This is a genomic window from Faunimonas sp. B44, from assembly GCF_052655945.1.
Window position 1 is genome coordinate 94,386 of the sequence record NZ_JBQYEX010000003.1, and the last position, 19,055, is coordinate 113,440.

General features: G+C 68.8%; 21 protein-coding genes. 12 read left to right on the plus strand and 9 right to left on the minus strand.

Annotated features, from left to right (window positions below):
• On the minus strand, window positions 1-453 hold the full coding sequence (locus ACUN0C_RS06565) for a pyridoxamine 5'-phosphate oxidase family protein (RefSeq protein ID WP_445465535.1): 453 nt from the start codon (window positions 451-453) through the stop codon (window positions 1-3).
• Between the two features lie 77 nt (window positions 454-530).
• On the opposite strand from ACUN0C_RS06565, the gene truA reads away from it, so the two are divergent.
• Window positions 531-1,298, plus strand: coding sequence for a tRNA pseudouridine(38-40) synthase TruA (gene truA, locus ACUN0C_RS06570; protein WP_445465536.1), 768 nt, complete (start codon window positions 531-533; stop codon window positions 1,296-1,298).
• Here truA and ACUN0C_RS06575 read toward each other — a convergent pair.
• From ACUN0C_RS06575 to dapD, 5 genes are all read right to left on the minus strand, one after another.
• Complete coding sequence (locus ACUN0C_RS06575) at window positions 1,276-1,851, minus strand: hypothetical protein (RefSeq protein ID WP_445465537.1); 576 nt, start codon at window positions 1,849-1,851, stop codon at window positions 1,276-1,278. The two genes, truA and ACUN0C_RS06575, sit on opposite strands and share 23 nt — an antisense overlap.
• Window positions 1,851-3,035, minus strand: a complete 1,185-nt coding sequence (dapE, locus tag ACUN0C_RS06580) for a succinyl-diaminopimelate desuccinylase (protein ID WP_445465538.1) — start codon at window positions 3,033-3,035, stop codon at window positions 1,851-1,853. Before dapE ends, ACUN0C_RS06575 begins: the two co-directional genes overlap by 1 nt.
• Window positions 3,032-3,364 (minus strand): DUF805 domain-containing protein, encoded by a 333-nt coding sequence (locus tag ACUN0C_RS06585; protein WP_445465539.1) that lies wholly within the window; start codon window positions 3,362-3,364, stop codon window positions 3,032-3,034. The genes dapE and ACUN0C_RS06585 overlap by 4 nt, the downstream gene beginning before the upstream one ends.
• Window positions 3,365-3,468: 104 nt before the next feature.
• Window positions 3,469-3,867 (minus strand): DUF805 domain-containing protein, encoded by a 399-nt coding sequence (locus ACUN0C_RS06590; RefSeq protein ID WP_445465540.1) that lies wholly within the window; start codon window positions 3,865-3,867, stop codon window positions 3,469-3,471.
• A 4-nt stretch (window positions 3,868-3,871) separates the two neighbouring features.
• Window positions 3,872-4,705 carry a 2,3,4,5-tetrahydropyridine-2,6-dicarboxylate N-succinyltransferase gene (gene dapD / locus ACUN0C_RS06595; RefSeq protein WP_445465541.1) on the minus strand — a complete coding sequence of 278 codons (834 nt, stop codon included), beginning with the start codon at window positions 4,703-4,705 and terminating at the stop codon, window positions 3,872-3,874.
• A gap of 128 nt (window positions 4,706-4,833) precedes the next feature.
• On the opposite strand from dapD, the gene ACUN0C_RS06600 reads away from it, so the two are divergent.
• Entirely contained in the window at window positions 4,834-5,271 is a 438-nt protein-coding gene (locus ACUN0C_RS06600; protein WP_445465542.1) for an HIT family protein, read from the plus strand.
• The gene (gene nudC, locus ACUN0C_RS06605; RefSeq protein ID WP_445465969.1) at window positions 5,268-6,227 is read left to right on the plus strand and encodes an NAD(+) diphosphatase; all 960 of its coding nucleotides are present in this window, start codon (window positions 5,268-5,270) and stop codon (window positions 6,225-6,227) included. Before ACUN0C_RS06600 ends, nudC begins: the two co-directional genes overlap by 4 nt.
• Window positions 6,228-6,240: 13 nt before the next feature.
• Here nudC and ACUN0C_RS06610 read toward each other — a convergent pair whose 3' ends face one another.
• Entirely contained in the window at window positions 6,241-6,564 is a 324-nt protein-coding gene (locus ACUN0C_RS06610; protein ID WP_445465543.1) for an ArsR/SmtB family transcription factor, read from the minus strand.
• 45 nt (window positions 6,565-6,609) lie between these two features.
• On the opposite strand from ACUN0C_RS06610, the gene ACUN0C_RS06615 reads away from it, so the two are divergent.
• Window positions 6,610-7,092: an SRPBCC family protein gene (locus ACUN0C_RS06615; protein WP_445465544.1), complete on the plus strand. Its 483-nt coding sequence runs from the start codon at window positions 6,610-6,612 to the stop codon at window positions 7,090-7,092.
• 12 nt (window positions 7,093-7,104) lie between these two features.
• Here the strand turns inward: ACUN0C_RS06615 and ACUN0C_RS06620 are convergent, their stop codons facing one another.
• Together ACUN0C_RS06620 and ACUN0C_RS06625 are read right to left on the minus strand one after the other, a co-directional pair.
• Window positions 7,105-7,992, minus strand: a complete 888-nt coding sequence (locus ACUN0C_RS06620) for a prephenate dehydratase (protein ID WP_445465545.1) — start codon at window positions 7,990-7,992, stop codon at window positions 7,105-7,107.
• A 26-nt stretch (window positions 7,993-8,018) separates the two neighbouring features.
• Window positions 8,019-8,753, minus strand: a complete 735-nt coding sequence (locus ACUN0C_RS06625) for a 3-deoxy-manno-octulosonate cytidylyltransferase (RefSeq protein WP_445465546.1) — start codon at window positions 8,751-8,753, stop codon at window positions 8,019-8,021.
• 170 nt (window positions 8,754-8,923) lie between these two features.
• Between ACUN0C_RS06625 and ACUN0C_RS06630 the strand changes: the two genes are divergently transcribed.
• From ACUN0C_RS06630 to ACUN0C_RS06665, 8 genes are all read left to right on the plus strand, one after another.
• Window positions 8,924-10,483: a c-type cytochrome gene (locus tag ACUN0C_RS06630; protein ID WP_445465547.1), complete on the plus strand. Its 1,560-nt coding sequence runs from the start codon at window positions 8,924-8,926 to the stop codon at window positions 10,481-10,483.
• Between the two features lie 163 nt (window positions 10,484-10,646).
• Window positions 10,647-12,506, plus strand: a complete 1,860-nt coding sequence (locus ACUN0C_RS06635; RefSeq protein WP_445465548.1) for an extracellular solute-binding protein — start codon at window positions 10,647-10,649, stop codon at window positions 12,504-12,506.
• The gene (locus ACUN0C_RS06640; RefSeq protein ID WP_445465549.1) at window positions 12,503-14,365 is read left to right on the plus strand and encodes an extracellular solute-binding protein; all 1,863 of its coding nucleotides are present in this window, start codon (window positions 12,503-12,505) and stop codon (window positions 14,363-14,365) included. Before ACUN0C_RS06635 ends, ACUN0C_RS06640 begins: the two co-directional genes overlap by 4 nt.
• A 6-nt stretch (window positions 14,366-14,371) precedes the next feature.
• Window positions 14,372-15,490, plus strand: coding sequence for a microcin C ABC transporter permease YejB (locus ACUN0C_RS06645; RefSeq protein ID WP_445465550.1), 1,119 nt, complete (start codon window positions 14,372-14,374; stop codon window positions 15,488-15,490).
• Window positions 15,491-15,495: 5 nt separating this feature from the next.
• Entirely contained in the window at window positions 15,496-16,743 is a 1,248-nt protein-coding gene (locus ACUN0C_RS06650; protein WP_445465551.1) for an ABC transporter permease, read from the plus strand.
• A 10-nt stretch (window positions 16,744-16,753) separates the two neighbouring features.
• A complete protein-coding gene (locus ACUN0C_RS06655; RefSeq protein ID WP_445465552.1) occupies window positions 16,754-16,993 on the plus strand; it encodes a hypothetical protein in 240 nt (79 codons plus the stop codon).
• The gene (locus tag ACUN0C_RS06660) at window positions 16,990-17,430 is read left to right on the plus strand and encodes a type II toxin-antitoxin system VapC family toxin (protein ID WP_445465553.1); all 441 of its coding nucleotides are present in this window, start codon (window positions 16,990-16,992) and stop codon (window positions 17,428-17,430) included. The genes ACUN0C_RS06655 and ACUN0C_RS06660 overlap by 4 nt, the downstream gene beginning before the upstream one ends.
• Entirely contained in the window at window positions 17,421-19,055 is a 1,635-nt protein-coding gene (locus ACUN0C_RS06665; protein WP_445465554.1) for an ABC transporter ATP-binding protein, read from the plus strand. The genes ACUN0C_RS06660 and ACUN0C_RS06665 overlap by 10 nt, the downstream gene beginning before the upstream one ends.

Below are 19,055 nucleotides of genomic sequence, written 5' to 3' on the forward strand. Positions count from 1 at the left end.
TCAGACCGTGACGAGATCGGAGTGGCCGAAGCCCTGTCTGTAATTGATGACGGAGATGACGGTCGGCCGGACGCGGAAGAGCAGCGTGCGCTCCGGCGACGGCGCCAGGATCGGCATGCCGGCATGTTCGGGGAACTTCATCGGCAGCAGTTGCACGATGCGCCTCACCGCGTTCGGATCGATGATCTGCTCGGCATGCGCGGCCATCGAGAGGCCCCTGATTGCCGTGAGGTCGGAGACGTCGCGCGCGATCGTCAGCGAGATGCGGTCATCGGCCGCGAGGTTTCCTGCCTTCTGGCTGTCGGACGCGCAGAAGAAGTAGATGGCGAGCCCCTCGTTCACGTAACCGACGGTGGTCGCCTGCGGCCAGCCGTCCGGCCTCAAGGTCGCGACCGTCATGATCCTGTGCTCGTCGAGCAGGTCCAGGATTCTGCGCTCGATTGCAGCGTCCATCCGGGTTTAGGTCGATTCCGTTTCCATCGGCGCCACTCTAATCGCCTTGCGGATCCGCCGCTTGATCGAGGTCATGCGTGCCGCGCTTCCGGTTGACCATCGAATATGACGGCGGCCCGTTCGTCGGCTGGCAGCGCCAGGCAAACGGCCGCTCCGTGCAGGGCGCGATCGAGGAAGCGGTGTTCGGCGTGACCGGCGCGCGGGTCACGATCCGCGGGGCGGGTCGCACGGATGCGGGCGTCCACGCGCTCGGCCAGGTGGCGCATCTCGATCTGACGCGGGACTGGCCCGGCGACCGCCTCGCCGATGCGCTGAACGCCCATCTGCGGCCGGCGCCAATCGCAATCCTTCGGGCGGAGGCGGTCGCGGGCGATTTCGACGCCCGTCGTTCCGCGCTGCGCCGACATTACCGCTACCGCATCGTGAACCGGCGCGCGCCGCTCGCGCTCGATGCCGGCCGCGCATGGCGCGTCGGCCGCCCCCTTGACGCGGAGGCCATGCACGCCGCCGCCCAGCGCCTCGTCGGCACGCACGACTTCACCACGTTCCGCTCGACTGACTGCCAGGCGCGCAGCCCGTTGAAGACGCTCGACCGCCTCGACGTCGCCCGCTACGGCGAGGAGATCGTGATCGAGGCTTCGGCGCGTTCGTTCCTGCACAACCAGATCCGGTCCTTCGCGGGCTCGCTGGAACTCGTCGGCGAGGGCAAATGGTCGGCGTCGATGCTGAGTGCGGCGCTCGATGCGCGGGACCGCCGTTTCTGCGGCCCGGTGGCCCCGCCCGACGGCCTCTACCTCCTCCGCGTCGACTACCCGGAGCGGCTCAGCCCATCCGGCCGATCGTGAACTCCACGATGAGGGAGACGAGGACCTCCAGGACGACGATGGGGATGGCGAGGCCGGCCGGCACGCCGAGGGCCGTGCGGGCGACCATGTAGGAGAAGCGCAGCGCGAGGCCGAACACGGCGAAGAGCAGGTAGGGCACGACCGCGGCCGGCAGGAGCCCGGCGACGTAGGGCAGGAGCACGGCGCCGTAGACGCCGGCGACGATCACCGAGCTCCAGTTGCGGCAGGCGATGTAGGGAACGAACTGGCTCGCCAGGCCGAGCGGCCGCGCCAGGAGCGCGAAGAGCAGCGGAAAGGCCACCCAGTCGACCGCGACGGCCATGAAGCGGAGCGCCGTCGGCCCCGCCGCCGGCGGCTCCCCCGTTGCGTTCTCCGCCAGAAGCGCGGGCTCCGCCAGAAGGACCGGCAGCGAGAAGGCCAGCACCAGGACGATCGCCCCGAACGACTTCCAGAAGCCTTCGATCGACGTGTCGAGGCGCGTGAGGCCCGCGGAATCGCCGTTCATGACGGCCCAGGCCCCCGCGAGGTTCTCGCGAATCCAGCTTATCGGCATCAGGCGGGGAAATACGTGTCGAGGATGCGCTCGTAAACCTCGGTGAGCCGGGCGAGCTCGTCGAGCGGTATGCACTCGTCCGCCTGGTGCATGCTGCTCCCGACGGGGCCGAACTCCACCACCGGGCAGTAGTCCTTCACGAAGCGCGCGTCGGACGTCCCGCCGCCGGTCGAAAGCGCGGGGCGCCGGCCCGTGGTGGCCTCCACCGCGCCGGACACGAGCTCGATCAGGGCCTCGTCGCGCGTGAGAAAGACGTCCGAGGGCGAGGGCTCCTCCTCGAGCCGCCAGCGGATCGGCGGCGTCGCGAGACGCGGGCTCTCCGCGACCTCACGGATCCGCCGCTCGATCTCCCCGTGCAGACTCGCGCGGTCCCAGCGATCGTTGAACCGGCTGTTCATGCGGGCGCTCGCGGAGGCGGGGATCACGTTCCAGGCCGGGTTTCCGACGTCCACCGAGACGACCTCGAAGGTCGACGGCTCGAAATGCTCCGTACCGTCGTCGAGCGGCTCCGCCTGGAGGGCGTAGAGAAGCTCCGTCAGTCCCCTTACCGGGTTCTCCGCCAGATGGGGGTAGGCGGCGTGGCCCTGCCTCCCCTCCACCGTCAGCGTCGCGGAGAAGCTGCCGCGGCGGCCGATCTTGATCTGGTCCCCGAGCACGCTCGCGCTGGTCGGCTCGCCGACGAGTGCAGCCGAAAACCGCTCGCCCCGTTCGGCAGCCCAGGCGAGCAGCTTCGCGGTGCCGTTGATCGCGGGGCCCTCCTCGTCGCCGGTGACGAGGAACGAGATGCGTCCGCCGAAATCCGGCCCGCGTCGCTCCAGGAAGCCGATCGCCGCCGCCATGAAGGTCGCGAGCCCGCCCTTCATGTCGACCGCTCCCCGGCCGAACATGAGGCCGTCCTCGACAGCGGCGTCGAAGGGCGGATGGCGCCAGCGCAACGGATCGCCCGGCGGCACGACGTCGGCATGGCCGACGAAGACGAGATGCCGCTCGCCCCCGCCGAATGCAGCGAAGAGATTCTCGACCTCCGGGGTGCCGGGCTCGGTGAAGATGGGCCGGTCCACTGCGAAGCCCGCCGGGCGAAGCCGGCGTTCGATGACGTCGAGGGCGGGACCGGCGTCGGGCGTCACGCTCGGCGCTCGGATCAGATCCGCCAGGATCGCCGCCGCGGATGTCCCGTCGCTCACGAAGTGACCGGCCTTGGTGGTGGCCCGAAGCGGTTCGGGCCCGGATCGCCTTCGAGGAGCCCGAGATCGACGATCATCCAGATGAGGCCGACGACCGGCACGATCAGGATGAGGACCCACCAGCCGCTCTTGCCGCGGTCATGGAACCGTTTGACGTGGATTCCGAGGGTGGGGATGATCATCAGCACGCTCACGAGCCAGCCGATCAGCCCATCGCCGAACAGGATGCCGGAAAGCACGCTCGCGATGAGCAGGACGATTGCACCGAACCACCAGTCGCGACGGCCGATCCTGCCGTCGAAGTTCAGGAACAGGTATTGCCAGTCCATGAGCCGGTCCTCCGCGCCACACCCTCCCGGGTAGCGGCGATGCCGCGCGCAGGCAAGGCCGGGCGGCGAACAGCGGTTCCAGCCGGTGAAGAAGGCATCGTCCGTCAGGTCGGCGGCACGTCTGCGGCCGCTCCGTAGCGGTTCGCGCCTGGCTGCGGCGGGACGATCCCCAGCCAGACCGTGAAGGCAAGGTTCACGAACGGGATCGCGATCGCGACCGCCCATAGCCCGTTCATGCCTATGTCGTGCAGCCGCTTCACCGCGATCGCCACGCTCGACCAGACGCCGAGCACCGACACGAACGGCGAAAGCGCCGAAGCGAGAGCGGCGTAGCTCGCCTCCTCTCCGCCCATCAGCTGCAGGAACATCGCCGTGATGACGGCCTGCGGACCGAAGAGGGCGAGCCAGTAGACCTGCCGCCCGATCCGCCCCGAGAAGCCGAAAAGCGCCCAGAGCAGCCTGCGCCAGGATTCGTTGCGGGCCGGTTGCGGAGGGGTGGCCACGACTTCAGGACCGCAGCAGCTCGTTGATCGAGGTCTTGGACCGGGTGCGCTCGTCGACGCGCTTCACGATCACGGCGCAGTAAAGGGCCGGCCCGCCGCTTTCCCCGGGCATCGCACCGGGAACGACGACGGAATAGGCCGGCACCTCGCCGTAGCGGACGTCGCCGCTCGCGCGGTCCACGATGCGGGTGGAGGCGCCGAGATAGACACCCATCGAGAGAACGGAGCCTTCCCGGACGATGACGCCCTCGGCCACTTCCGACCGGGCGCCGATGAAGCAATTGTCCTCGATGATCACGGGGCCGGCCTGGAGCGGCTCGAGCACGCCGCCGATCCCCGCCCCGCCGGAGATGTGGCAGTTGGCGCCGATCTGCGCGCACGAGCCCACCGTCGCCCAGGTGTCGATCATCGTCCCCTCGCCGACATGGGCGCCGAGATTGACGAAGGACGGCATCAGCACGGCTCCCGGCGCGATGAATGCCGAACGGCGGACGATCGCGCCCGGCACGGCGCGGAACCCGGCACGCTCGAACTCGGACGCCGTCCAGCCGGCGAACTTCGACGGCGCCTTGTCCCACCAGACGGCGCCGCCCGGCCCGCCGTCGATCACCGCCATCGGGTTGAGCCGGAACGACAGGAGCACGGCCTTCTTCAGCCACTGGTTCACCGTCCAGTCGCCGCCCGCGCCCCGCTCCGCGACGCGCACCGTACCGGCATCGAGCAGCCCGAGCGCCTCGTCCACGGCCCGCCGGATCTCGCCGCCCGTCGAGGGCCCGATACCGTCGCGCCCGTCGAAGGCCTGGTCGATGATCGTCTGAAGCTGTCCGAGGTCCGCCATTGTCCGTCCGGTCGTTCTGAAGCGCGGCGGACCTTAGTCCGTGCCCTTCCGCTGTCAACGCGCGAGGGGCCGCGCCCGCTTGACTTCGGACCCTGAACCGGGCTTGGCAGGAGCACGAGCCACAAGGGATGCCCGACGTGCCGTTCCATCTCGACCCGCAGCTGGAGCGCGACAGCATACCCGTCAGCGATCTCACGCTTTCGGCCGTCCGGCTGATGGGTGATGCGAACTATACGTGGCTGCTGCTGGTGCCGCGGCGGCCCGGCCTGGTCGAGATCCTCGACCTGCCGCGCCACGATCGCGTCCAGCTGATGGACGAGATCGGGCTCGCCGGCGAGGCGCTGAAGGCAGCGGTCGGGTTCGACAAGCTCAATGTCGCCGCGCTCGGCAATTCCGTCCGGCAGCTCCACGTCCACGTCATCGCCCGCCGCCGCGGCGATCCTGCGTGGCCGCGCCCCGTCTGGGGCGCCGCGCCGGCCAGGTCCTATGGCGCCGGCGAGGCGGAAACGCTGGCGGCGCGGATCGCCGCGCGCCTGACGGTGACAAGGATAGGGGCGGCGACCTGACCAGCCAGGCCCAAAAGCGCCTTCTCTTCGAGCACCCGTACTTCGGCGACACGAGCGCGCTCAACGGCTTCTCCGGCAACCGGCTCGACCGGCTCTCGGAGCACCGCTCGGAAAACAGCCTCGCCGACGCTCTGGCCGACCCGGCGGCGCGGGTCCTTCTCTTCGCGGGCGATCGTGCCTTGCTGCAGTTCGACGGCGGCAGCGCCAGAGGCGTGTTCGACGTTGCGACCGCGGATGCGCTCGGCCTCGACCGCGGCACGCTGATCCTCCTCGGCACCGGCCGGGATGGGCCGCGGCTCGCAGGGTTGGTCGATGCGGAGCGGGCTATGCCCGGGGACGTTAAAGCGGTCGACCTGCGCTCGCTCGCCCTCCAGGGCCTGCTCGGGCAGGAGGACACCAGCGCCGTCGCACACGCGCGCTCGCTTCTCGCCTGGCACGGCAGCCACCGGTTCTGCGCCCGCTGCGGCGCCGCGACGGAGCCTCGCGGCGGCGGCGTCCGCCGCGAGTGTGCGGCATGCGGGGCGCAGCATTTCCCACGCGTCGATCCGGTGGCGATCATGCTCGCGATCGACGGCGACCGCTGCCTGCTCGGAAGACAGGCCCGTTTCGCACCGGGCGTTTATTCCGCGCTCGCCGGCTTCATCGAGCCCGGCGAGACAATCGAGGGCGCCGTCCGCCGGGAGATCCGCGAGGAATCCGGCGTGGTCGTCGGTCGCGTCGCCTATCATTCCAGCCAGCCCTGGCCGTTCCCCTCCTCGCTCATGATCGGCTGCTTCGCCGAGGCGCTCTCCACCGACATCCGGCGCGACGAGACGGAGCTCGAGGACTGCCGCTGGTTCAGCCGCGACGAAATCCGGCTGATGATCGCCGGCACGCACCCGGACGGGTTCGCCGCCCCGCAGAAGATTGCCATCGCCCGGAGCCTGATCGCGTCGTTCGCGGCGGAAGAGGTCTGAGCCGCCACCGCGCTCAACCTTCGAGGTCGGACTTCAGCCGGTCGAGCAACTCGACCGCGCGTGCCGCATAGGGGCCGATCCAGCGGTCGTGGATGGTCTTGATTGGCAGCGGGTTGAGGTGGTTCCAGCGCTCGCGCCCCTCGCGCCGCACGATCACTAGGTCCGCCCCCTCTAACACCTTGAGGTGCTGCATCACCGTGCACCGATCGAGCGCCGGAAAGCGCGCGCAGAGCTCTCCCGTCGTCTGCGGCCGGTCCTTCAGCGCATCGAGCAGTGCGCGCCGAACCGGCGCCGCGAGCGCCTTGAAGACCCGATCATCCGATTCGCCGCTTGACATGTTATGTTTCTATAACATGATGGCGCCGAAGCACAGGAGGAAACCATGGACCTGAAATTCAGGGTGGCCGGCCGCATCGCGCGACCCGTCGCGGAAGTGTTCGAGGCCGTCGTCAACCCGACCGAGCTGTCGCGCTACTTCACCACCGGCGGCGCGAAAGGCCGGATCGAGCCCGGAGCGACGGTGACCTGGGATTTTCACGATTTTCCCGGCGCGTTCCCGGTCTGGGTGACGGAGGTGGAGCCCGAGCGGCGCATCGTGCTCCAGTGGGAGGCGAACGAAGGCGCGCCGCCGGACGACGACACGGCCGTGACCCCGGCGGGCGGGTACAGGACCACCGTCACGATGACGTTCGAGCCGCTCCAGGACGGCCGGACGCTGGTGACGATCTCGGAGGAAGGCTGGCGCGAGACGCCTGGCGGCCTCCGCGCCTCCTACGGCAACTGCCAGGGCTGGATGCAGATGCTTTGCGCCATGAAGGCGTGGCTCGAGCACGGCATCAACCTGCGTGAGGGCATGTTCAAGTAGCCCCGCTCTCCCTCACCCGTGACGGACGGGGCGGAGCTCGCGGTTCTCCTCGGGCTCCGCGATGTTGGCGCGGAACGGGCTCGCCGGATAGATCCCGACGATGCGGAGCTCCGCGGAGAAGAAGTCGAGCTCCTCCAGGGCGAGCGCGACGCTGCGGTCGTCGGGATGGCCCTCGACGTCGGCATAGAACATCGTCGCGAAGAAGCGCCCGCCGAGCTGATAGCTCTCCAGCTTGGTCATGTTGACCCCGTTGGTCGCGAAGCCGCCGAGCGCCTTGTAGAGCGCGGCCGGCACGTTGCGGACGCGGAAGACGAAGGAGGTGATGACCGGGCCGTTCCCGGCCGCCGAGCGGCGCGGCTCGCGCGAGAGGATCACGAAGCGCGTCGTGTTGTGGGCCTCGTCCTCCACGTCCTCGGCGAGGATGTCGAGACCGTAGATCTCGGCCGCGAGGCGCGACGCGATCGCACCTCGGCTCGGGTCGCCCAGTTCGGCGACATGCCGGGCCGAGCCGGCAGTGTCCGCCGCCACTTCGGCGGTGATGCCCAGCCTCCGGATCAGCTTGCGGCACTGGCCGAGCGCCTGGACGTGGCTCTGCACCACCTTCAGGTCCTCCAGCCGGCTGCCGCGCACGCCCATCAGCTGGTGCCGCACGGGCAGGAAGTGCTCGCCGATGATCGAAAGATCGGAGGTCGGCAGCAGATGGTGGATGTCAGCGACGCGGCCGGCCACCGAGTTCTCGATCGGGATCATGCCGAGATCGGCGTCGCCGGACGACACCGCCTGGAAGCAGTCCTCGAAGGTCGGCAGCGGCACCGGCACGCAGTCGGGGAACACCTCGAGGCACGCGATGTGCGAATTCGCCCCGAGCTCCCCCTGGAAAACGACCTTCTGACCCGACACTTCAAACGCTCCCTGGCCTGCCGCAGCTATCTCGGTCGGGCGAGCAGCATCCGCGCCCGCTCGAGATCCGCCGGGGTGTCGACACCGAGCGGCACGGCGCCGACGAGCACGACGTCGATCCGCATCCCCGCTTCGAGCGCCCTCAACTGCTCCAGCCGCTCCCGCATTTCAAGCGGGCTTGGCGCCAGCCGCACGAAACGGCCGAGCGCCTCCCGCCGCCAGGCGTAGAGCCCGATATGATGAAGGAGCGGCCCGTCGCCGTGGGGGGCGGTCGCGCGGGTGAAGTAGAGCGCACGCAACCGGCCGGGCGCCAAGGCGGTACCGACCACCTTCACGACATTGGGGTCCGTCCGCTCGTGCTCGACCGTGATGATCGCCGCGAGCGTCGCGAGATCGACATCGGGATCGGAAAGGGGGCCGAGCGCCGCTCTTACGGAGGCCGGGTCGATCGTCGGCAGGTCCCCCTGCAGGTTCACCACCACGTCGTAGCGGCCGTCGGGATCGCGAAGGGCGAGCGCCTCGTGGATCCGGTCGGAGCCGGAGGGGTGGTGGCGCCCGGTCACAACCACGTCGGCACCGCTCCCGGCGAGCGCGTCCGCGATCTCGCGATCGTCGACCGCGACGATCACCGGACCGACATCGGCCTCCAGCGCGCGCTCCACGACGTGACGGATCATCGGTTTGCCGAGAAGGTCGGCGAGCGGCTTGCGCGGCAGGCGGGTGGCGGCGAGCCTGCTCGGAATAACGGTGATGGGGTTCATTCCGGGCACGGGTCTTGGGCGGAAAACACCCGAGCGGGTGTCAAATCGTCTCACAAGGGCGCGCTTATACGTCTTGATGCCCCCATGCAAAAGCGATACCTCGTCCCGACCCGCCGCGGGGTCCGTCGCGGGCCTTTTCCGGCTGTTCTCGCGCAGGAGCAACTCGTCCCATGGATTCGTTCGAGCTGAACAAGATCGCCGGCGCGGTCCTCTTCGCGATCCTCGTCGCGTTCGGAATCAGCATCCTGTCGGAGATCATGTTCGAGCGCCATGCGCCGGAAGAGCCGGCCTACGTGATCGCGATCGCCGAGCCTGGCGAGGGCGGCGGCGCTGGAGCGGCCGAGGAGGGCCCCGACTTCGCGACGCTGCTGGCGAGCGCCGATCCCGCCGTGGGAGAGCGGAACGCCAACAAGTGCACGGCCTGCCACACCTTCGAGAAGGGCGGCGCCGACAAGGTCGGACCGCATCTGTGGGACGTCGTCGGCCGCCCGATCGCGGGCGTGGAGGGCTTCTCCTATTCCGCCGGCATGGTCTCCTTCTCCGAGGGCGGCGCGCAGGTCTGGGACTACGATCACCTGAGCAACTTCCTGCACGACCCGCGCGGCACGGTGCCCGGCACCAAGATGAGCTTCGCCGGCCTGAAGCGCGACGACGAGCGCGCCGCGATGGTCGCCTATCTGCGCACGCTGTCCGACAATCCGCAGCCGCTGCCCGAGGCCACGGCCGCCGCGGCGCCGGAGGGCGAAGCCGCCCCCGCCGAAGGCAAGGCCGCAGCGCCGGCCGAGGGCGAGCAGGCCGCCGCGCCGGCAGAGGGCGCGACCGCTCCGGCAGCGGACGACGCCACGGCTGCGGAAGCGCCGGCCGCCGCCCCGGCCGCACCGGCCCCGGGCGCTGCAACGGCTCCCGATCAGCCGGGCCAGGCCGGCGTCCAGACCTCCCAGACCGGGGCGCAGCCGAGCCCGCAGACGTCCACCACCGCCCCGGATCAGCCCGGTCAGACGGCCGCTCCGGATGCGCAGGGCGCGTCCGATGCGGCGCCGCAGGGCGGCGCGGCGACGGTCCCGCCCGCCGTGGTGGTGCCGGACGCCCAGCAGACGCAGACGACGACCGGCGGCGGGATGCCGGTCGCGCCCCAGCAGGAGAGCGCCCCCGCGGCCGGCGCCGAGCCGGCGGCACCCGCCGCACCCGAAGGGGCCCAGCAGCCTCAGCAGCAGCCGGCGCCGGCGGAACAGCCCGCGGCACCCGCACCGCAGCAGGAGGGCACTGCGCCGGCAGCACCGGCCCAACAGCAGGCCGCCCCCGCGCAGCAGCAGGCTGCCGCTCCCGCCGAACAGCCGGCCGCCGCCGGCGAGGCGAGCGGGATGGCGGCCATGGTGGCCGCCGCCGACATCGCCGTCGGCGAGCGCTCGGCGCGCAAGTGCGCCGCGTGCCATTCCTTCAACGAGGGCGGGCCGAACAAGGTCGGCCCGAACCTCTGGGACCGCTTCGGCCAGCCGATTGCCGTCCACGAAGGCTACAACTACTCGCCGGCGATGAAGGAGTTCTCGAACGGAGGCGCCGAGACCTGGACGATCGAGCACCTCGACGCCTTCCTCCTGAACCCGAAGGCGGCCGTCCCTGGTACGAAGATGGCCTTCCCCGGCATCCGGAACGATGACGAGCGCGCCGCCCTCATCGCCTACATGCATTCGCTGTCGGCCAACCCGGAGCCGCTCGCCGGCGCGCAATAGCCGCCGCAGACCGCATCACACACGGAAGGGCCGGCCCGCAGCGCCGGCCCTTTTTCGTCGCCGGGCGTTAAATTTTGGTCAGATTGGCCGATGAAGGGTGAAGCCGCGGACGCCGCGTCCTAATATCGGCGGCAGAGTCGACGGATAGGAGTACCGGACCAGCATGCGCGGCCGCATCAGCCTGACCCTCGCCGCCTGCCTCGCCATCGCGCCGGCAGGCGCCGCCCTCGCCGATCAAGACGGCTGGCACAGCGCGACCTCGCTGATCGGCGAACCGAAGTATCCCGAAGGCTTTCGGCACTACGATTATGTGAATCCGGACGCGCCGAAGGGCGGCACGCTGAACCAGGTCGCCGTCGGCACCTTCGACAGCTTCAATCCGTTCATCGTGCGCGGCGCAGTCGCGGCCGGCCTCGGCCCGACCGGCGGCTACCTCTACGATTCGCTGATGGATCAGTCGACGGACCAGCCCGGCACGAGCTACGGGCTGATCGCCGAGGCGGTGCGGCACCCTGCGGACTTCTCCTCCGCCACGATCCGGCTCAATCCCGCGGCGCGCTGGCACGACGGGCAGCCGATTACCCCGGACGACGTGGTGTGGACCTTCGATGTCCTGAAGGGCTCGAGCCCGTTCTGGAAGCAGTACTACAACCACGTCGAGAAGGCGGAACGGACCGGAGACGGCGAGGTCACGTTCACCTTCGACCAGGCCGGCAACCGGGAGCTTCCGAACATCATCGGCGACATGCCCGTGCTGCCGAAGCACTGGTGGGAGGGTACCAGCCCGAACGGCCGCAAGCGCGACATCACGCAGCCGATCCTCGAGCCGCCGCTCGGCTCCGGCCCCTACCGGATCGCCTCGTTCGAGGGCGGCCGCACGATCGTCTGGGAGCGCGTTCCGGACTATTGGGGCGCGGAGCAGCCGACGCGACGCGGCCGCTACAATTACGACCGGATCCGGTTCACCTATTTCCGCAGCGCCGACGCGATCTGGGAGGCGTTCAAGAAGGGCGGCCTCTACGATTTCCGGGTCGAGAACCGGGCGCAGCGCTGGGCGCAGGGCTACGACTTTCCGGCGTTCCAGCGCGGCCAGGTGAAGAAGCAGGCGTTCACGCAGGAATCGGTCCAGCCGATGCAGGCCTTCGTGATGAACACCCGCCGCGAGCAGTTCAGGGATCCGAAGGTGCGCCGGGCGCTCAGTCTCGTGTTCGACTTTGAGAGCATGAACCGCACGCTCTTCTACGGCCTCTACAAGCGAACGAACTCCTATTTCGAAGGCAGCGAGCTCGCCTCGTCCGGCCTGCCGGAAGGCCGGGAGCTGGAGATCCTCGAGAGCGTGCGCGACCTCGTGCCGCCCGAGGTCTTCACCGAGCCTTTCACGCTTCCCGTCTACGAGAAGCCCGGCGACGACCGCAAGTATTTGCGCGAGGCGGCGCGGCTCCTGCAGGAGGCGGGCTGGGTGCCGCGGGGCGGCCGGCTCGTCAACGAGCAGACCGGCCAGGCGATGGCGATCCAGTTCCTCGGCAACGACCCGACCAGCGAGCGGGTGATGCTGCCCTTCGTGAACGCGCTCCGCCGGCTCGGCATCGACGCCGGCATCCGCATCGTCGACAGCGCGCAGTACCAGGCGATGACCGACAATTTCGACTACGACGTCATCACCGACATCTTCGCGCAGTCGCTGTCGCCCGGGAACGAGCAGCGCGACTTCTGGAGCTCGCAGGCGGCCGACCAGCCCGGCAGCCGCAACTCCGCTGGCATCAAGGACGAGGCGGTGGACAAGCTGATCGACCGCGTGATCTTCGCCAAGGACCGGGACGAGCTGGTGGCCGCCACGCGCGCGCTCGACCGCGTGCTGCTGTGGAACTTCTACGCGGTTCCGCAATGGCACAATCCGGAGGTCTGGATCGCGTACTGGACCAAGTTCGGCATTCCCGAGAAGCAGCCCGCCTATGCCGGCGTGGACACCTTCTCCTGGTGGATCGAGACCGACCGCGAGCGCACGCTGGAGCCCCAGCAGTGACCGACGGCGCCACCCGCCGCGACGTGCTCAGGCTCGCCGGCGCCGCCGCCGGCGCGAGCCTCCTGCCGGGCTTCGCCTTCGCCGAGCCGGAAGGGCGCCGGCACGGGATGGCGGTCATCGGGGACCTTAAATACGGGCCCGACTTCCGGCACTTCGACTACGTGAACCCGGACGCGCCGCGCGGCGGACGCATCGTCACCCAGCTCTCGTCCTGGGGCTACAACCAGAACCCGAACACCTTCAACACGCTCAACATCTACGTCCTGCGCGGCGACGGGGCGGCCGGCATGCCGCTGACCTTCGCGAGCCTCATGGCGGGCTCCGCGGACGAGCCGGGCAGCGTCTATGGCCTCGTCGCGCGCGAGGTCGAGCGCTCCGAAGACGGCAAGTCCCTGCGGTTCTTCCTGAGGCCCGAGGCGGCGTTCCACGACGGCAGTCCGATAACCGCCGAGGACGTCGCATTCTCGCTGCAGGTCCTCCGGGACGAAGGCCACCCGAACATCGCCCTCGAGCTCAAGGGCCTGACGGCGATCGAGGTCGAGGACGAGCGGACGATCGCCGTCCGGCTCGCCGCGGAGAGCGGGCGCAGCCTGCCGATCATGGTCGCCACGGCGCCGATCTTCTCGCAGTCATGGTGGGCGGGCCGCACGTTCGGCGCATCCCTCAGCGAGCCGCCGCTCGGCTCCGGCCCCTACCGCGTCGCCGCCTTCGCCCTCGGCAATGCGATCGAGTTCGAGCGGGTGCGGCCCTGGTGGGCCGACGACCTCCCGGTCATGCGGGGCCGCTACAATTTCGACCGGATCCGCTACGAGTACTACCGCGATCGGACGACCTCCTTCGAGGCGTTCAAGAAGGGACAGCTCACCTTCCGGGAGGAGTTCACCTCCCGCATCTGGGCGCGCGACTACGACTTCCCGGCGAGACTCGACGGCCGAGTCGTGCGCGACGAAGTGCCGAGCGGTTCGCCGTCCGGGGCGCAGGGCTGGTTCATCAACATGCGCCGGCCGAAGTTTTCTGATCCGCGGGTCCGGCTGGCGCTTGCACACGCCTTCGACTTCGAATGGACGAACCAGAACATCATGTTCGGATCGTACCAGCGCACGCATTCCTTCTTCGAGAACTCCGAGCTGAAGGCGGAGGGCGCGCCCGGCCCGGCGGAGCTGGCGCTGCTGGAGCCGTTCCGCGGCAAGGTTCCCGACGAGGTCTTCGGCGCAGCCGCCGTGCCGCCCGTTTCCGACGGCTCGGGCCGCGACCGGCGCAACCTTCAGCGCGCGAACGAGCTCCTCATGGAGGCCGGCTGCACGCGGGGGCCGAACGGGCTGCTGACGCCGCAGGGCGAACCCTTCACGGTCGAGTTCCTCGGCAACGACAGCACCTTCGAGCCGCATCACAACGCCTATATCAACGGCCTTCGCCTGCTCGGCATCCGCGGCAGCTACCGCATCGTCGACCCCGCCCAGTACAACGAGCGGCTGAAGCGCTTCGACTTCGACATGGTCGTGTCGCGCTTCAGAACCTCCCTCTATCCCGACGAGGGGATCCGGCAGTTCTTTTCGAGCGAGCGGGCGAAGCAGGAAGGCTCGTACAATCTCGCAGGCGTTGCGAGCCCAGCGGTCGACGCCTTGGTGGAGGCGATGATCGGCAGCGAAGACTGGGAGAGCTTCGTGACCTCGGCCCGCGCGCTCGATCGGGTGCTGCGCGCCGAGCACTTCTGGGTCCCGCAATGGTTCAAGCCGGTGCACTGGTTCGCCTACTGGGACATGTACGAACGGCCTGCGAACACCGCGCGCTATGATCCCGGCGTGCTCGACACCTGGTGGCAGGCGGCCGACAAGGCCGCCGCGCTCGGAAAGGCCTGACCCGGCATGGCCGCCTACATCGTCCGGCGTCTGCTCCTGATGATCCCGACCATCCTCGGGATCATGGCGATCTCGTTCCTCGTCATCCAGTTCGCTCCCGGAGGGCCCGTCGAGCGGGTCATCGCGCAGCTCCAGGGCACCGACGTCTCGGCGACGGCCCGCATCGGCGGCTCCACCACGGGCGATTTCGGCGGATCGGGGAGCCAGCCCGGATCCGGCTCGGAATCCTCGGCGGTCAGCTCGAAATATCGCGGCGCGCAGGGGCTGGATCCCCAGTTCATCCTGGAGCTCGAGCGCCAGTTCGGCTTCGACAAGCCGGCGCACGAACGGTTCCTGCTGATGATCTGGAACTACCTGCGCTTCGATTTCGGCGAGAGCTATTTCCGCGACATCTCGGTGATCGATCTCATCATCGAGAAGCTGCCCGTCTCGATCTCGCTCGGGCTCTGGATGACGTTCCTGTCCTACCTGATCTCCATCCCGCTCGGGATCAGGAAGGCGGTCCGCGACGGAACGCGCTTCGACGTGTGGACCTCGGGCGTGATCGTCGTCGCCTATGCCGTCCCCGGCTTCCTGTTCGCGATCTTCCTGATCGTCTTCTTCGCAGGCGGCACCTTCTTCGACTGGTTTCCGCTGCGGGGCCTGACTTCCGAGAACTGGGCCTCCATGTCCTGGCCGGAGCGGATCGTGGACTATTTCTGGCACCTGACGCTGCCGCTCATCGCGATGGCGCTCTCGGCCTTCGCCACGACGACGCTGCTGACGAAGAACTCGTTCCTTGACGAGATTCGGAAGCAGTACGTGGTGACGGCGCGCGCCAAGGGGCTTTCGGAGCGCGAGGTCCTCTACGGCCACGTCTTCCGGAACGCGATGCTGATCATCGTCTCGGGCTTTCCGGCCGCCTTCGTGTCCGCATTCTTCGCTGGCTCGCTCCTCATCGAGACGATCTTCTCGCTCGACGGGCTCGGCCTGCTCGGCTTCGAGAGCGTGATCAACCGGGACTACCCGGTGGTGTTCGCGACCCTCTACATCTTCTCGCTCCTCGGCCTCTTCGTTCAGCTGATTTCCGATCTCACCTACACGTGGATCGACCCGCGCATCGATTTCGAGAGCCGGGAGGTCTGACGACGATGGACGTGAAGACCGCCGACGAGATCGAGCGCACGAAGCGGGATCCGGCCCTGGAGCCGAAGACGCAGCCGGAGGCACCGGGCCCCGATACCGCGCTGGAGACCATCGTCCCGCTGCCGGGCCAGGAGGTCGCCCCCGCCCGCCGGACGCGCTTCGCGCTGTCGCCGATCAACCAGCGGCGCTGGCACAATTTCAAGGCGAACCGGCGCGGGTACTGGTCGCTCTGGATCTTCCTCACTCTCTTCATCCTGTCGCTCTTCGCCGAGTTCCTGGCGAACGACCGGCCGATCCTCGTCTCCTACAAGGGCGAACTGCTCTATCCCGTCTTTGTCGACTATCCGGAGGAGAAGTTCGGCGGCTTCCTCGCCCGGACCGACTACCGGGATCCCTACATCCAGGAGGAGATCGAGGCGAACGGCTGGATCGCATGGCCGCCGATCCGCTATTCCTATCGCACGGTCAACAACGAGATCCCCGTCCCGGCCCCTGCGCCGCCGTCCTGGATGCTCGACAAGGAGCAGCGCTGCGCCGCCTACGTCCTCGGGCAGGAAGACCCGAACTGCACCGCCTGGAACTGGAACTGGCTCGGCACGGACGACCAGGCTCGCGACGTCGTCGCGCGGATGGTCTACGGCTTCCGGCTGTCCGTCCTCTTCGGTCTGGTGCTGACGGTGCTCTCCTCGGTGATCGGGGTCGCCGCCGGTGCCGTGCAGGGCTATTTCGGCGGCCGGGTCGACCTCTTCTTCCAGCGCTTCATCGAGATCTGGACGGCGATCCCGTCGCTCTACCTGCTGCTGATCATCTCCTCGGTGCTGGCGCCGGGCTTCTGGGTGCTGCTCGGGATCCTGCTCCTCTTCTCCTGGGTCGCGCTGGTCGGGGTCGTGCGCGCCGAGTTCCTGAGAGCGCGGAACTTCGAGTACGTGAAGGCGGCGCGCGCACTCGGCGTCGGCAACCTCACCATCATGTTCCGGCACCTGCTGCCGAACGCGATGGTCGCGACGCTCACCTTCATGCCGTTCATCCTGAACGGCTCGATCACCACCCTCACCTCGCTCGACTTCCTCGGCTTCGGGCTGCCGCCCGGCTCGCCCTCGCTCGGCGAGCTCCTCGCACAGGGCAAGTCGAACCTGCAGGCGCCGTGGCTCGGGATCACCGGCTTCCTGGTGATCTCGCTCATGCTGTCGCTGCTGATCTTCGTCGGAGAGGCCGTCCGCGACGCCTTCGACCCGCGCAAGACCTTCGTGTAGGATTGCGGGCATGGACGAGAGCAAACGCCGTGTCATCGAGGACTACCCCGCAGAAAAACTCCCCGAGGAGCTGCGCGGCGACATCGATCCCGGCCGTCGCACCCGGGTGATCGTGGAGGTCACCGAAAGCCGCCGTCGCACCATCCCCGAGCCGTATCTGCGCAGCTTTGGCGCCCACCGGGACATGAATACCTCGGTCGAGGACGCAGTCGCCCGCGTTCGTGCCTTGCGAGACGAGTGGGGTGAATGATCCGGTCTCCGCGCTGGCGAGTCTATCTCGATTCCAATCTGTTCATCCGGCACGTCGAAAGCGCCGACGACGCGCTCATCTTCTTGCTGGAGCAAGCCGCAGACGACGTCCTGAGTCTCCATGCGAGCGAACTCACCCTCGCCGAGGTTCTGGTTGATCCGCTCCGTCGGCACGATCGGAGCCGGGCGGCTCTCTTCGGAGAGATCCTGACCGGGGACGACTGGCTCCAGGTTGTTCCCGTATCCCGGACGATCCTGGTGCGGAGCGCAGAGGTGCGCGCGGCTCTCGGAAACAAGCTCCCGGACGCCATTCATGTGGCGACCGCAATGGACTGCTCCTGCAATGTGCTCGTCTCGTCGGACAGGAGGCTCCGCACGCCGTCCGAGATGGTTCGGGTAAGCGTCGATGCAGTCAAGGATCTCGATCGATGGCCGTGACCGCCCCCCTCCTTTCCGTCCGCGACCTGTCCGTCGACTTCCGTCAGGGCGAAACCGTGACGCACGCGGTGCGGAACGTCTCCTTCGACGTCGGGGAGCGGGAGACGGTGGCGCTCGTCGGCGAATCGGGCTCGGGCAAGTCGGTGACGGCGCTCTCCGTCCTCAAGCTGCTGCCCTACCCGGCCGCGCACCACCCGACCGGCACGATCCATTTCAAGGGCCGCGAACTGGTCCATGCCGACGCGAACACGATGCGCGAGGTGCGCGGTAACCAAATCTCCATGGTGTTCCAGGAGCCGATGAGCTCGCTCAATCCGCTTCACACGGTCGAGCGGCAGGTCGGAGAGGTGCTCGACGTTCATCGCGGCATGCGCGGGCCGGCGGCGCGCGCGCGCGTTCTGGAGCTTCTCCAACAGGTCGGCATCCGCGATCCGGAGGAACGGCTCGGCGCCTATCCCCACCAGCTTTCTGGCGGGCAGCGGCAGCGCGTCATGATCGCGATGGCGCTCGCCAACGAGCCGGAGCTCCTGATCGCGGACGAGCCGACCACCGCGCTCGACGTGACCGTGCAGGCGCAGATCCTCGAACTCCTCGCCGAGCTGAAGCGGCAGCGCGGGCTGTCGATGCTCTTCATCACCCACGATCTCGGCATCGTGCGGAAGATCGCCGACCGGGTCTGCGTCATGACGGAGGGCCGGATCGTCGAGACCGGGCCGACCGAGTCGATCTTCAGGAACCCGCAGCACGCCTATACGAGGCACCTTCTTGCCGCCGAGCCGAAGGGCGAGCCGCCGGTGCGCAATCCCGATGCGCCGATCGTGCTCCGAGGCGAGGACGTGAAGGTCTGGTTCCCGATCAGGCGCGGCGTGCTCCGCCGCACCGTCGGCCACATCAAGGCCGTCGACGGGATCGACGTCGCCGTCCGGGAGGGGCAGACGCTCGGGGTCGTCGGCGAGTCCGGATCGGGCAAGACAACGCTCGGGCTCGCGCTCCTGCGGCTCACCTCCTCGGAAGGCCGGATCGTCTTCCTCGGGCGCGACATCCAGGGCGCGACGTTCAAGGCGATGCGCCCGGTACGCGCCGACATGCAGATCGTGTTCCAGGATCCCTTCGGCTCGCTCAGCCCGCGCATGGTGATCCGCGACGTCGTGGCCGAGGGCCTGCAGATCCATGAGCCAGAGCTCTCGCCGGAGGCGCGCGACCGGCGGGTGGTGCATGCGCTCACCGAGGTCGGCATCGACCCGGAGAGCCGCTTCCGCTACCCTCACGAATTCTCCGGCGGGCAGCGCCAGCGCATCGCGATCGCCCGCGCCATGGTCCTCGAGCCGAAATTCGTCATGCTGGACGAGCCCACCTCGGCACTCGACATGAGCGTGCAGGCGCAGGTCGTGGATCTCCTGCGCGACCTGCAACGCCGGCACGGCCTCTCCTATCTCTTCATCAGCCACGACCTGAAGGTCGTCCGCGCGCTCGCCAACGACGTCATCGTCATGCGGAACGGCAAGGTGGTCGAATCCGGGCCCGCCGAAACCATCTTCGATGCGCCGAAGGAGGCGTACACAAAGGCGCTCATGGCGGCCGCATTCGCGATGCAGACGGCGCCGGCAGCGGGGCTCGCGGACTGA